Genomic DNA, 13,612 nt, shown 5'->3' with positions numbered 1-13,612 from the left:
GCATGCGCGTGATTGCCATCGTATCGCCGCTCGGTGGATCGGGGCGAACCACCCTGGCCGCCCACCTGGCCACGCTCCTGGCGCGCCAGGGCCAGCCCTGCCTGGCGGTGGAACTGTGTGCCCAGAACCTGCTCGCCAGGCACCTGGGCATGCAAGAGCCCAGTGCCCTGGGCTGGGCGCCCCTGGCAGCGGCGGGCCAGTGGTGGGCCGATGGCGGCTTCGACAACACGGACGGCGTCAGCGTGCTGCCCTTCGGCAAGGCGCCGCCCGATGCCATCGAAGCCCTGCACCGGCAACTGCAGGCGCAACCGCGCTGGCTGCTGGACCAGCTGGAACTGCTCGACGTGCCCGACGATTGCACGGTGGTGCTGGACACGCCCGCGTGGCCATCGCCCCTGGCGCGGGCAGCGCTGCGCTGTGCCGATGTGGTGCTGGTGACGCTGGAGGCCTCTGCCCGCGCCTGCGCCGACCCCGCCGGGGTGCAGGCCATGCTGCACGAGGCAGCAGCGGCACCGGCCGACCAGGGCGTGCTGGTGACGCGCTTCGACCCGCGCCGCATTTCGCACCGCGAAGCCCTGCAGACGCTGCGCCAGCAATGGGGCGAACAGCTGATTCCCTACACGCTGCACGAAGACGAGAACATCCCGCGCGCGCTGGCACGCGCGATGTGCGTCCACAGTTTCGCGCCCCAGGCCCAGTCTGCCCATGACCTGCAGGGCGTGTGCAACTGGCTCACCGGCCAGCGCCAGGCGCCCCCGTCGATGCTGGTGGCGGGAGCCAGCCGGCCATGATGGCGCAACCCGATACCAGCGCGGCCCTGCCCGCTGAAACCCCGCGAGTGCAGCACGCCCGCGCACGGCTGCGCCTGGCGTGGGCCTGGTTGGCGCGCCAGCTCGAAGTGGCGCCCGGCGCCCCCTGGTGGATGTGGCTGTGGCGCTGCGTGGTGCTGCCCGCCACCCCGGAGCGCGCCCTGCTGCCCTGGCTGCTGCAGCCGCTGCACTGGCTGTTTGCCGGCCTCGGCTTCGTGCTGCGCTGGGGCTGGAAGAGCCTGGCGCTGCTGCTGACCGCCGTGTTCTGGCCGATCCGGCTGTTCCTGCGCGCCATGGACCGCCTGGCCGCCCACGTCAATGTGGGAAAAGGCATGCGCCTGGCTGACCAGGTGCTGTCCCCCGCCCTGGAGATCCCCGGACTGCGCTGGGCCGTGCTGGCCGTGGGCATGGTGGCCGGCCTGGTCGTGATGACCACGCCCTTCAACTGGTTCGGGCAAACCCTGTTCATGCTGCTGTGCTGGAGCCTGTCGCTGGTGCTGCGCCGCCTGCCCGGGCGCTACCCGTCGCTGGCCCTTGCCGCCATCAGCCTGCTGGCCATGGGCCGCTATGCCTGGTGGCGCATCACCTCGTCCATCGAGTTCGACTCGGTCATCGAGTCCTTCCTCGGCTATGGCCTGCTGGCCGCCGAGGCCTACACCTGGCTGGTGGTGGTGCTTGGCTTCATCCAGACCGCGTGGCCGCTGCACCGCCGCCCGGCCGAACTGCAGGGCATGCCGGCATCGTGGCCCACGGTGGATGTGTACATCCCCACCTACAACGAGCCGCTGAGCGTGGTGCGCACCACGGTGCTGGCCTCCATGGCGCTGGACTGGCCCAAGGACAAGGTCAAGGTCTTCATCCTGGACGACGGCCGGCGCGAGGAATTCCGCGAGTTCGCCGAGTCCATGGGCGTGGGCTACATCGTGCGCCCCGACAACAACCATGCCAAGGCCGGCAACCTGAACCACGCGCTGGCCAAGACGGACGGCGAGCTGGTCGCCATCTTCGACTGCGACCACATCCCCACGCGCTCCTTCTTGACCACCGCCGTGGGCTGGTTCCAGCGCGACCCCAAGTGCGCCATGCTGCAGACGCCGCACCATTTCTTCTCGCCCGACCCGTTCGAGCGCAACCTGGGCACCTTCCGCCGCGTGCCCAACGAGGGCGCGCTGTTCTACGGCCTGATCCAGGACGGCAACGATTTCTGGAACGCCACGTTCTTCTGCGGCTCCTGCGCGGTGATACGCCGCGGCCCGCTGATGGAAGTGGGCGGCATCGCCGTGGAGACGGTGACCGAGGACGCGCATACGGCCTTGAAGCTGCACCGGCGCGGCTACACCACGGCCTACATCAACGAGACGCAGGCCGCCGGCCTGGCCACCGAGAGCCTGTCGGCCCACGTGGGCCAGCGCATCCGCTGGGCGCGCGGCATGGCTCAGATCTTCCGCGTGGACAACCCCTTCACGGGCAAGGGGCTCACGCTGTGGCAGCGCATCTGCTATGCCAATGCCATGGTGCACTTCTTCTTCGGGCTGCCGCGGCTGGTGTTCCTCACCGCGCCCATGGCCTTCCTGTTCTTCGAGTGGCACATCATCAACGCTGGCGCCATCATGATCGCGCTGTACGTACTGCCCTACATCCTGCAATCGAATATCGCCAACGCCCACGTGCAGGGCGAACACCGGCACACCTTCTGGGCCGAGGTCTACGAGACGGTGCTGGCCTGGTACGTGGCCCTGCCGACCACGGTGGCGCTGATCAACCCGCGCCTGGGCAAGTTCAACGTCACCGCCAAGGGCGGGCTGGTGGACCAGCCTTATTTCGACTGGGTGATCTCGCGCCCCTACACGGTGCTGGTGCTGCTGAACTTCGCCGCCTTCGGCATGGGGCTCATGCGCCTGTTCTTCTGGAACACCGAGGAGACCGCCACGGTGCTGCTGAACCTGCTGTGGACCACCTACAGCATCCTGATGCTGGGCGCGGCGCTGGGCGTGGCCTCCGAGGCACGCCAGGTGCGCCGCATGCACCGCGTGTCCACGCAGCTGCAGGCCACCCTGTACCAGGACGACGGCAGCGTGCTGACGGCCGTGTGCACCGATTTCTCGATGACCGGCGTGGGCCTGCAGCTGCCGCAAGGCACGCAGCTCACCGTGGGCGAGCAGGTCCAGGTGGGCCTGTGGCGCGGCGATACCGAATGCACTTTCCCTGCCACCATCATGCTGCACCGGGGCCAGAGCGCCACGGGCCTGCAATTCGACCCCATGACCCGCGAACAACAGATTGACCTGGTGCAGTGCACCTTCGCGCGCCCCGACACCTGGCGCGAGTGGAACGACAGCCATGACACCGACCGCCCCCTGCACGGCCTGCAGGAGATCGCGCAGCTGGGGGTGCTGGGCTACCGCAAGTTCTGGGGATCGCTGGTGGATGCCGCCAAGGCCCGCTGGCCGCTGGGTGGCCAGCGCGGGCAACAAAGGCTGCGTGCATGAGCTACTGGAACCTGTATTTCCTGGCCAAGGTCGGCCTGACCTTCACCGGCTACATCGGCTTCAACTGGTGGCTGAACCTGCTGCTGTGGCTGGCGCTGCTGCCACCCATTGGCCACCGGCTGCTGCGGCGCACCCGCGCGGTGCTGGCCTGGCCGGCGGCGCTGGCGCTGCTCTACCACGACTCCTACCTGCCCACGCCGGCACGCGTGCTCTCGCAGCTCAAGGCGCTGGCCGGCTTCAGCGCAGACTACTGGCTGGAGCTGGCCACACGGCTGGTGAATCCTGCGGCGCTGGTGCTGGCCATTGCCGGACTGTGCCTGTACGCAGCGCTGGCGCGCCGCGTGCGCTTTGCCACCTTCGCCCTGGCCGGCATCCTCAGCGTACCGCTGGTGGCGGCCATCCAGGAGCACAAGGCCCAGGAAAATGAAGCCGGCGGCACCCTGGCCAGCCAGGGCGATGGCACGCAGCCGGCCGATGCCTCGGACCCCGATGCCCTGTTGCAGAAGTTCTACGCCAGCGAGGGCCAGAAACGCCTGCAGTTCACCTCGGCCGCGGGCAGCACGCCCCCCTTCGACATCATCCTGCTGCACGTGTGCTCGCTGTCCTGGGACGACATGGAGTTCGTGGGCCAGCGCAACCACCCGCTGCTGCAGCGCTTCGATGTGCTGTTCACCAACTTCAACAGCGCGGCCAGCTACAGCGGCCCGGCCTCCCTGCGGGTGCTGCACGGCTCCTGTGGGCAGACGCCGCACAAGAAGCTCTACGAGGGCATCGATCCGCAGTGCTACGTGTTCCCCAACCTGGAAAAACTGGGCTACCAGACGGCGGGCCTGCTGAACCATGATGGCCTCTACGAAGAGTTCGCCCACACCCTGGAGCAGCGCGGGGGCCTGGCCGGCAAGCTGCAGCGCAACCAGGATGCGCCGGTGCACATGCAGAATTTCGATGGCTCGCCGATCTACAACGACTACGCCCTGTTGTCGCAGTGGTGGAAGAAGCGCAGCGCCCAGAGCGGCGGCGCGCCGGTGGCGATGTACTACAACACCATCTCGCTGCACGATGGCAACCGCGTGCCGGGCATGAGCTCGCGCAGCAGCCTCGATACCTACAAGCCGCGCCTGGTGCAGCTGATGGCCGACTTCGACAAGTTCATCACGGAGCTGGAGACCGCTGGCCGCCCGGTGGTGGTGGTGCTGGTGCCCGAGCACGGCGCCTCGCTGCGCGGCGACAAGATCCAGATCTCGGGCATGCGCGAGATCCCGGGCCCGCGCATCACCCTCGTGCCGGCCGCCGTGAAGCTGGTCGGCATGAAGAAGGCTGCGGACGCGCCGCCCGCCGCGCCGGTGGTGGTGAACCAGCCCATGAGCTACCTGGGCCTGTTCACGCTGTTGGGTGATCTGCTCAGCGACAGCCCCTATGCCGCATCGGCCCGCCCCCTGGCCGAGCGCGTGCAGGCGCCCGAGACGACGCCTTTCGTCTCGGAGAACGCGGACGTGATCGTGATGCGCAACGCCGCCGGCAAGTACATGATGAAGTCGGGCAACGGGGAGTGGATTCCGTATACCTACTGATACATCGGTGCCCTGGGGCGCTTTGCGCCTGGGTGCCGGCCGGACAGCCCCAATCTGGTGCAGGGATTGCGCTGGCACTGTGCCGCAGGCCGCCGCTTCCCGCATAATCGGTCGGAGAGCCCGCCAAGCGTCGGGCCTCTTTCCTGCCCGCCTGCGGCGCACCCCTCACGAACTCCCGGCTCCTCCCGCATGAATCCACAAGCCCATCTGCTCTGGAAAGCACCCCGTTGGGCCCTGGCGGTGCTGCTGGCGGTTCTGGGCATGCTGGGGCCGTTCTCCATCGACACCTACATCCCGGCGTTTTCGGGTATCGCGGCGGCGCTGGGTGCCACGCCGGTGGAGATGCAGCAGACGCTGTCGGCCTACCTGTTCGGCTTTGCCTTCATGAGCCTGTTCCATGGTGCGCTGGCCGACAGCTTCGGCCGCCGGCCGGTGATCCTCTGGGGCATTGCGGTGTTCACGCTGGCATCGGCGGGCTGCGCGCTGTCGCAGACCATCGGGCAATTGGTGGTGTTCCGTGCGCTGCAAGGCCTGTCCACGGGCGCGGGCATCGTGGTCTCGCGGGCGGTGATCCGCGACATGTTCCCGCCCGCCCAGGCGCAGAAGGTGATGAGCCAGGTCACGATCTATTTCGGCGTGGCCCCGGCCATCGCGCCCATCGTCGGTGGCTGGCTGTTCGTGCACACCGGCTGGCACAGCATCTTCTGGTTCCTGACCCTGGTGGGCGTGGTGCTGTGGACGGCCAACTACCGGCTGCTGCCCGAGACGCTGCACATCGAGCAGCGCCAGCCCTTCAACGTGCGCCACCTGATGCAGGGCTACGTGCAGCTGGGTTCGAGCGCGCGTTTTGTGCTGCTGGCGCTGGCCAGCGGTGTGCCCTTCAATGGCATGTTCCTGTACGTGCTGTCGGCGCCCGCCTTCCTGGGGGATCACCTGTCGCTGGCACCCACGCAGTTCTTCTGGTTCTTCATCCTTACCATCTCGGGCATCATGGGCGGAGCGTGGCTCAGCGGGCGCCTGGCCGGGCGCATTCCACCCAAGCGGCAGATCCGCCACGGCTTTCTGATCATGTTCACGGTGGCGCTGCTGAACCTGGCGGCCAACCTGCTGTTCCCACCGCATGCCTGGTGGGCACTGCTGCCGATTGCGGTGTTTGCCTTTGGCTGGGCCCTCATGGTGCCGGTGGTGACCCTGCTGGTGCTGGACCTGTACCCCGAGCGGCGGGGCATGGCCTCATCGATGCAGGCCTTCGTGGGTTCCACGGCCAACGGGCTGGTGGCGGGCGTGATCGCCCCGCTGGTGATGCATTCGACCATTTGGCTGGCCCTGTCATCCTTGCTGATGATGGGCATCGGCATGCTGGCCTGGATCTACCTGCACCACCGCTGGCCCGACATCGGCCGCATGCCCGTCAATCTCTGACCCGCCCCGGCACCGGCTCCGGCATCACGACCCCGGTTGCCGGCGGTCGATGTTCTTTTGCTGGTAGTAGCGGTTCTTTTCCGCGTACATGGCCTGGTCGGCACGGTTGATGGTCGCCTCCACCGCATCGCCCGACTGGCAGCTGGCAATACCCATGGCCAGGCTCAGGTGCTGGCCGGGGTAGAACTGGTTGTTCAGGTCCAGCATGGAGATGATGCGCTCCTGCAATGCCAGGGCACCGCGCTCGTCGGTGCCCGGCAGCAGCACGGTGAACTCGTCGCCACCGATGCGTGCCGCACAGGCCGGGGCATCCACGGCCTTGGCCAGCACCTCGCCCACGCGGCGCAGCATGGAGTCACCGGCCGCATGGCCCTGCTCATCGTTGACGACCTTGAGGCCGTTGAGGTCGATGGCGATGACGGACAGCGGCCAGGGCCCCTTGCGCGTGAGCCGGTTGAGCTCTTCGGCATAGAAGGCGCGGTTGCGCAACTGGGTCAGCACGTCGTGCTTGCCCAGGTACTCGAGGTAGGCTTCGGCCTTCTTGCGGGCGGTGATGTCCACCAGCGACAGCAGCACCAGGCCCCAGTCGTGCCGGTGGCTGTCGGGCACCGAGAACTGCATGTGGATGTTCACCGCATCGCCCGAGAGCGAATAGTTCACCACCTCGCGCTGCTGGAAGGTCTTGCCCTCCCACAGGTCCTGCAGTTGTTCGCCAAAGGATTCGTGCATCTCGCCACGGAACACGCGGCCGATGCTGTTGAGCAGCATCTCCTTGCTGGAGGCACCGAACATGCGCAAGGTCTGCTGGTTCACGTCGATGACGCGGATCTCCTGCATGCAGCGGGCCACGAAGTCCGGGTGCACCTTGAGGAAGGTCTTGAAATCGCCGATGCCCTGGGCACGCACGCCATCGAGCAGGTTCTTGACCGCGCTGAAGTCCTCGACCCACAGCGACACGGGCGAATGCTCGAACAGGTCGCGCGCGTACTGCTCGCTGCGCTGGATGCGGCGCGCATCGTTGAACTGCACGGTGTTGTCTTCGAGCGAAACGAGCACGCGGCTCCAGTCGTGCTCGTGGCCGGGCAAGATGCGCGCACGCACCTGCACGTCCAGGCGCCGGCCATCGAGCGCGTAGTTCACGGTCTGGTTGGAGAACTCCAGCTGCCCGTCCCACAGCTGCGCCAGCTCGTGCGCGGCGGTGTCGTGCCGGTCGTCGCGAAAGACCTTGTCCAGGTTGGCGACCAGGTGCTCCAGGCTGTTGGCAGAGAACAGCTCGAGTGTGCGGCGGTTGACCTGCAGGACGCGCAGCGATGCGCTGCACTGGCGCAGGCGGGCCCGGTCCTCGGACAGGTGCGCGCGGATATCGGTCACCCCTTGCGCGCGCCAGCCGTCGAACAGCTGCTTGAGTTCGCTGAAGTCCTCAAGCCACAACGACACGGGCGTCAACTCGAACATGTGCTCGTAGTCGGCCCCCGAGGATAGAGATGACACCACGACAATTTCCTCCGTGGGCAATTATTGACGACATGGCCAGGGAAAACCGGGCCTGTGCAATCTGCCGACGCAAAAAAGGGCTGGCACCTTGCGGTGCCAGCCCTTCATGACCTTCAGACCAGGGTGTCTGTGTGATCAGCGTGCAGGACGGGCAGGACGCTTGCGTGCGTCGTGGGCCACGAACGGCTTGGCGCCGCCAGCGCCGGCTGGCTTGGAGAATGCGGGCTTGCGGGGAGCAAAGTCACCACGCGGTGCACCGGCGTCGGCACGGGGGGCAAAGCGGCCCTGGCCCGCGTCACCAAAGCCTGGCTTGCGGCCATAGCCATCGGCATCGCGGCGGGGAGCGCCACCACCAAAGCCACGGTCTTCACGGGGAGCGCCGTAGCCGCCGCCACCGTTGCCACCCTGGTAGCCACCTTCACGGCCGCCACCCTGGGGGGCGCCGCGGTTGTCGCTGCCACGGCCGGCAAAGCCGCCGCCAAAGCCACCACCGAAACCGCCACGGTCGTTGCCACCGCGGTCATTACCACGTGCGGGGCCATTGAAGCGGCCGCGCGATGGGTTTTCACGGTTGTCGTACGAACGGCCTGGGGCACCACGGCCACCGCCGAAGTCGCCACCGCGCGGTGCCTGGGGCGAGCGCTGCGTGGGTTCCATGCCGGCGATCACTTCCGATTTGAACTGCTGGCGGCTGTAGCTTTCGATGTCGAAAATCTTGCGGCGATCGCGGAACTCGGCGAAGGTCACAGCCAGGCCGTCGCGGCCAGCACGGCCGGTACGGCCGATGCGGTGGGTGTAGTCCTCTGCCTTCATGGGCAGGCCGAAGTTGAACACGTGGGTGATCGTGGGCACGTCGATGCCGCGGGCAGCCACATCGGTCGCCACCAGGATCTGCACCTGGCCGGCGCGCAGCGCCATCAGGCGGCGGTTGCGCAGGCCCTGGCTCAGGGCACCGTGCAGTGCCACGGCCGAGAAGCCTTCTTGTTGCAGGTCGTTGGCCAGGCCGTCGCACTCCACCTGGGTACTGGCGAAAACGATGGCCTGGTTGATCGTGGTGTCACGCAGCCAGTGGTCCAGCAGCTTGCGCTTGTGCTGGGCGTTGTCGGCCCAGTACAGCATCTGCTTGATGTTGGCGTGCTTCTCTTGTGGAGAATCAATGGTCACCTTCTGCACCGACGAACCGCCGTCGTGCATCACGCGCATGGCCAGTTGCTGGATGCGCGGCGCGAACGTGGCGCTGAACATCATGGTCTGCTTGCGCTGGCTGGTCAGCTGGTTCAGTTCGGCCAGGTCGTCCGAGAAGCCCAGATCGAGCATGCGGTCGGCTTCGTCGACGACCAGGAATTGCACCTTGTCGAGCTTGATCTGCATCGAGCGCTGCAGGTCCAGCAGGCGGCCGGGGGTGGCGACCACGAGGTCGGCGTTCTGCAGCTTGGCGATCTGCAACTGGTAAGGCATGCCGCCCACCACGTTGGCAACGCGCAGGCCACGGCAATGCTTGACCAGGTCGATGGCGTCGTGTGCCACCTGTTGCGCCAGTTCACGCGTGGGGCACAGGATCAGGGCGCCAGGAGTGGCGGCCTTGAAGTTGCGCGAGCTGGTGGGGTCCTTGCGCTTGGCGCGCTTGGGAGCAGGTTCGCCACGCTCGGCGGCTTCGGCCACGGAACGATCAAAGGCAGCGCGTTCTTCGGCTTCGGCAGCGGCTTGCTGGTTGATCAGCGTGTGCAGCACGGGCAGCAGGAAGGCGGCGGTCTTGCCCGAGCCGGTCTGGCTGGAGACCATCAGGTCGATGAACTTCGAGGCATCGCTGCCCATGGCCAGGGGAATGGCCTTGAGCTGCACGCTGGTGGGCTGGGTGTAGCCCAGGTCGGCCACGGCCTGCACGAGTTCAGGGGCCAGGCCCAGTTCCACGAAACCATTGGGTTCGGCGGTCACGGCGGCATCGGCTTCAGCGGCGGATTCCACCACGGCGTCGAGGGGGGAGGACTGCACGGAAATGTCGGCAGCAAAGGAAGTGTCGGCAGGCGCGAATTCGCCCTGCACCAAGGAGGTGTCGGTCATGATTTTTCTCTCACGAAGACGGCCGCAGGCGGAGCCCACGGTTGGCTTCGTTAAATGGTTAAAAAACATCAACCATCAAACGAAACCTGCGCTGACTCAGAAGGTCAAGGCGGGTGGGCGTTATTCGCCAGTCCTGCACTGTCTTGGACAGTCGGCTGGCAAGCCCGGTGTGTGAGGGGAGATGCACAATCTGCGAGGTATTCCTGCGCAGCCAGCGATTATGGCACGATTAAGGGTTTCCCCGCAATACCCCTCAACTTCGAAAACTTGCAAGCCGCACGGCCCCTCCCATGACCGGGAAGGGAACCCGAGCGCCTAGGAGATCTACTTCACCTCCACCGACAGCAGGTGCTGGCGGTAGTGCGCGAGCTCGTCGATGGATTCGTGCACATCGGCCAGGGCCGTGTGCTTTTGCGCCTTCTTGAAGCTGGTGTAGGCCTCGGGCTTCCAGCGCTTGGCCAGTTCCTTGAGGGTGCTCACATCGACGTTGCGGTAGTGGAAGAACTGTTCCAGCTTGGGCATGTAGCGCACCAGAAAGCGCCGGTCCTGCCCGATGCTGTTGCCGCACATGGGCGCCTTGCCCTTGGGCACGTACTGGGCCAGGAAGGCGATGATCTGCTGCTCGGCCTCGGCCTCGGTCACGGTGGACGCCTTGACCTTGTCGATCAGGCCGCTGCGGCCGTGGGTGCCCTTGTTCCAGGCATCCATGCCATTGAGCAGTTCGTCCGACTGGTGGATCGCAAACACGGGGCCTTCGACGCGGGGCTCCAGGGTGGGGCCGGTCACGACCACGGCGATCTCCAGCAGGCGGTCGGTGTCGGGCTCCAGGCCGGTCATTTCGCAATCGAGCCAGACCAGGTTCTGGTCCGATTTGGCGAGCTTTACGGGGGTGGGGTTGTTGGTTTCTGACATGGCGCGCATTGTCTCCTATCCCCTAAACTCCCCGGTACATGCCGAACACAGAAGACTTCTCCCCCTCGATGCTGCTCACGCTGGCCTTTGCCGCGGCCCTGGTCATCGGCCTGGCGCTCAAGTTCTGGCTGGCCAGCCGGCAGATCCGCCACGTGGCAGGCCACCGTGCCAGCGTGCCTGCGGCGTTTGCCGAACGCATCCCCCTGGCCGCGCACCAGAAGGCGGCCGACTACACCATCACCAAGGCACGCTTGGGGCTGCTGGAAATGGCACTCGGTGCCGCCGTGCTGCTGGGCTGGACCTTGCTTGGCGGCCTGGATGCCCTGAACCAGGCCCTGCTCGCCGTGCTGGGCGGCGGCATGTGGCAGCAGCTCGCCCTGCTGGCGGCGTTCGCGGCCATCAGCGGGCTCATCGACCTGCCGCTCTCGCTGTACCAGACCTTCGTGGTGGAGGAGCGCTTTGGCTTCAACAAGATGACGCTGCGCCTGTGGCTGGCCGACGCGCTCAAGGGTTTGCTGGTGGGCGCCCTCATCGGGCTGCCCATCGCGGCGCTGATCCTGTGGCTCATGGGGGCTGCCGGCCCGATGTGGTGGCTGTGGGCCTGGGGCTTCTGGATGGGCTTCAACCTGCTGCTGATGGTGGTCTACCCGACCTTCATCGCCCCGCTGTTCAATAAATTCCAGCCGCTCGAAGACGAGTCGCTCAAGGCACGCGTCACCGCCCTCATGCAGCGCTGCGGCTTCTCGGCCAAGGGCCTGTTCGTGATGGACGGCAGCCGCCGCAGCGCGCACGCCAACGCGTACTTCACGGGCTTTGGCGCGGCCAAGCGGGTGGTGTTCTACGACACGCTGCTGCGCCAGCTCGCGCCCGGCGAGGTGGAAGCCGTGCTGGCCCATGAACTGGGGCACTTCAAGCACCGCCACATCATCCAGCGCATTGTGGGCCTGTTCGCCATGAGCCTGGCGGGCTTCGCGCTGCTGGGCTGGCTCTCCAACCAGGTGTGGTTCTACACGGGCCTGGGCGTGCGGCCCAGCATCTCGCTCGACGCGGGTGTGGCGTCCGCCCCGAACGATGCCCTGGCACTGCTGCTGTTCATGCTGGCCGTGCCGGTGTTCACCTTCTTCATCTCCCCGCTCTTCGCACGGCAATCGCGCCGCCATGAATTCCAGGCCGACGCCTATGCCGTCGCCCAGGCCAGTGGTGCGGATCTGTCCTCGGCCCTGCTCAAGCTGTACGAGGACAACGCCTCCACGCTGACGCCCGACCCGCTCTACGTGAGTTTCTACTATTCACACCCGCCTGCCACCGAACGGCTGGCACGCATGCACACACCGACTCTGACCCCATGACAGCCCCCTCCTCGATGCTCAAGAAAAAAGACTGGTCGGCCATCACGCGCCGCGCGCTGACGGCGACCGAAGTGGTCACCCAGCTCGCCAAGCTGGAGGGCTGGAGCCTGACCGGCGATGGCGCCAACGTGGCCATCGAGAAGACCTACCACTTCGCCAACTACCACGAGACCATCTCGTTCGTGAATGCCGTGGCCTTCATCGCCAACGCACAGGACCACCACCCCGACCTGTCCGTGCACTACAACCGCTGCGTGGTGCGCCTGAACACGCACGACGTGAAAGGCATCTCCAGCACCGACTTCGAATGCGCCACGCGCTTCGACGCACTGGTCACTTCCTCATGAGGCCGCAACACCATGGCTGAGCGCAGCGCCCTCATGGAAGGCACGGTGGTCGCCAGCCACGGGCGCCACTGCATGGTCGAAACCCCCGATGGCGAGCGCCGCATCTGCCATCCTCGCGGCAAGAAGAGCCAGGCCGTGGTGGGCGACCATGTGCTCTGGCAGGCGCCCCCACCCGGCCAGGGCGAGGAAGGCACCATCGAGAAGGTCAAGGAGCGGCGCAACCTGTTCTACCGCCAGGACGAGATCCGCACCAAGTCGTTTGCCGCCAATCTGGACCAGGTGCTGATCCTGATTGCAGCGGAACCGGTGTTCTCCGAAAGCCAGCTCTCGCGCGCACTGATCGCGGCTGAGGCGGCGCGCATCCAACCCATCATCGCGCTCAACAAGAGCGATCTGGTCGAACCCTTCGCACGGGCCTGGGAGCGGCTGCTGCCCTACCGCCACATGGGTTCAGGCAAGCACTACGGCGTGCTGCCGCTGTCGCTGCGCCTGTCGAGCGACGTGGACCGGGCCCTGCTGATGGAGCACCTCAAGGGCAAGATCACACTGGTGCTAGGCCCGTCAGGCTCGGGCAAGAGCACCCTGATCAACCTCCTGGTGCCCGGCGCCACGGTACTCACGAATGAGATCTCCCAGGCACTGAACTCCGGCAAGCACACCACCACCAGCACGCACTGGTACTGGATGGACAAGGAGCGCACCACAGCGCTGATCGACTCGCCGGGCTTCCAGGAGTTCGGCCTGCACCACATCGCACCCATGCAGCTGGCAGCCTGCATGCCCGACATAGCGGCGCACGCCACGGACTGCAAGTTCTACAACTGCACGCATCTGCACGAGCCGGGCTGTGGGGTGATCGATGCGGTCAAGCGCGGGCCTGCGGATGATGGGATCAGCGAGAACCGGTACCGGATCTATGGGGATCTGTTTGCTGAGTTGAGCCATACGCGGTATTGAAGTTTCGGCTTCTTGGTTGCTTCTGCTGCGTGCCAACNGGGATGTGCGCCCGGCGGCGCACCTACTTTCTTTTTGCGCAAAAAGAAAGTAGGCAAAGAAACAGCGCCCCGCAGTCTGCGTCCCTTCGCTTCGCTGCGGGCAACCTGCGATGCTCGGTCCTGGGGTGGTGCCGCAGAACTCACTGCGTTCCCCCTGCGGGCG

Annotated in this window: 10 protein-coding genes; 7 read left to right on the top strand and 3 right to left on the bottom strand. The window is 66.4% G+C overall.

Features of this window, described 5'->3' with window-relative positions; genetic code table 11:
• Positions 1-2 precede the first annotated feature (2 nt).
• The 4 genes from bcsQ (at position 3) to ASE28_RS21270 (ending at position 6,291) form a co-directional block, all read left to right on the top strand.
• The gene (gene bcsQ / locus ASE28_RS21285) at positions 3-791 is read left to right on the top strand and encodes a cellulose biosynthesis protein BcsQ (protein WP_057268383.1); all 789 of its coding nucleotides are present in this window, start codon (positions 3-5) and stop codon (positions 789-791) included.
• Positions 788-3,298: a UDP-forming cellulose synthase catalytic subunit gene (bcsA, locus tag ASE28_RS21280; protein ID WP_082608189.1), complete on the top strand. Its 2,511-nt coding sequence runs from the start codon at positions 788-790 to the stop codon at positions 3,296-3,298. The genes bcsQ and bcsA overlap by 4 nt, the downstream gene beginning before the upstream one ends.
• Positions 3,295-4,869: a cellulose biosynthesis protein BcsG gene (gene bcsG, locus ASE28_RS21275; protein WP_057268382.1), complete on the top strand. Its 1,575-nt coding sequence runs from the start codon at positions 3,295-3,297 to the stop codon at positions 4,867-4,869. The genes bcsA and bcsG overlap by 4 nt, the downstream gene beginning before the upstream one ends.
• 189 nt (positions 4,870-5,058) lie before the next feature.
• Positions 5,059-6,291 (top strand): multidrug effflux MFS transporter, encoded by a 1,233-nt coding sequence (locus ASE28_RS21270; protein WP_057268381.1) that lies wholly within the window; start codon positions 5,059-5,061, stop codon positions 6,289-6,291.
• 24 nt (positions 6,292-6,315) lie between these two features.
• Here the strand turns inward: ASE28_RS21270 and ASE28_RS21265 are convergent, their stop codons facing one another.
• The 3 genes from ASE28_RS21265 to orn form a co-directional block, all read right to left on the bottom strand.
• Positions 6,316-7,785 carry a GGDEF domain-containing protein gene (locus ASE28_RS21265; RefSeq protein WP_200961107.1) on the bottom strand — a complete coding sequence of 490 codons (1,470 nt, stop codon included), beginning with the start codon at positions 7,783-7,785 and terminating at the stop codon, positions 6,316-6,318.
• 135 nt (positions 7,786-7,920) lie between these two features.
• A complete protein-coding gene (locus ASE28_RS21260) occupies positions 7,921-9,846 on the bottom strand; it encodes a DEAD/DEAH box helicase (RefSeq protein ID WP_057268380.1) in 1,926 nt (641 codons plus the stop codon).
• Positions 9,847-10,170: 324 nt separating this feature from the next.
• A complete protein-coding gene (orn, locus tag ASE28_RS21255; RefSeq protein ID WP_057268490.1) occupies positions 10,171-10,758 on the bottom strand; it encodes an oligoribonuclease in 588 nt (195 codons plus the stop codon).
• A 38-nt stretch (positions 10,759-10,796) separates the two neighbouring features.
• Between orn and ASE28_RS21250 the strand changes: the two genes are divergently transcribed.
• The 3 genes from ASE28_RS21250 to rsgA are packed head-to-tail and all read left to right on the top strand — an operon-like array spanning position 10,797 to position 13,411.
• The gene (locus tag ASE28_RS21250; protein WP_057268379.1) at positions 10,797-12,107 is read left to right on the top strand and encodes a M48 family metallopeptidase; all 1,311 of its coding nucleotides are present in this window, start codon (positions 10,797-10,799) and stop codon (positions 12,105-12,107) included.
• Positions 12,104-12,454, top strand: coding sequence for a 4a-hydroxytetrahydrobiopterin dehydratase (locus ASE28_RS21245; RefSeq protein WP_057202008.1), 351 nt, complete (start codon positions 12,104-12,106; stop codon positions 12,452-12,454). Before ASE28_RS21250 ends, ASE28_RS21245 begins: the two co-directional genes overlap by 4 nt.
• 12 nt (positions 12,455-12,466) lie before the next feature.
• Positions 12,467-13,411, top strand: coding sequence for a ribosome small subunit-dependent GTPase A (rsgA, locus tag ASE28_RS21240; RefSeq protein ID WP_057268378.1), 945 nt, complete (start codon positions 12,467-12,469; stop codon positions 13,409-13,411).
• Positions 13,412-13,612: the final 201 nt, after the last annotated feature.

The organism is Acidovorax sp. Root219, assembly GCF_001428665.1.
In the GTDB taxonomy this organism is placed as follows: domain Bacteria; phylum Pseudomonadota; class Gammaproteobacteria; order Burkholderiales; family Burkholderiaceae_C; genus Acidovorax.
Note: the sequence above shows the minus strand (reverse complement) of the source record. Positions and strands in the feature narration are given on the sequence as shown.

Bases quoted from the DNA above. Each gene is read 5' to 3' on its own strand.
- ASE28_RS21250 (WP_057268379.1), top strand. From the start codon at position 10,797: ATGCCGAACACAGAAGACTTCTCCCCCTCGATGCTGCTCACGCTGGCC.
- bcsQ (WP_057268383.1), top strand. From the start codon at position 3: ATGCGCGTGATTGCCATCGTATCGCCGCTCGGTGGATCGGGGCGAACC.
- bcsA (WP_082608189.1), top strand. From the start codon at position 788: ATGATGGCGCAACCCGATACCAGCGCGGCCCTGCCCGCTGAAACCCCG.
- orn (WP_057268490.1), bottom strand. From the start codon at position 10,758: ATGTCAGAAACCAACAACCCCACCCCCGTAAAGCTCGCCAAATCGGAC.
- rsgA (WP_057268378.1), top strand. From the start codon at position 12,467: ATGGCTGAGCGCAGCGCCCTCATGGAAGGCACGGTGGTCGCCAGCCAC.
- ASE28_RS21270 (WP_057268381.1), top strand. From the start codon at position 5,059: ATGAATCCACAAGCCCATCTGCTCTGGAAAGCACCCCGTTGGGCCCTG.
- ASE28_RS21260 (WP_057268380.1), bottom strand. From the start codon at position 9,846: ATGACCGACACCTCCTTGGTGCAGGGCGAATTCGCGCCTGCCGACACT.
- bcsG (WP_057268382.1), top strand. From the start codon at position 3,295: ATGAGCTACTGGAACCTGTATTTCCTGGCCAAGGTCGGCCTGACCTTC.
- ASE28_RS21245 (WP_057202008.1), top strand. From the start codon at position 12,104: ATGACAGCCCCCTCCTCGATGCTCAAGAAAAAAGACTGGTCGGCCATC.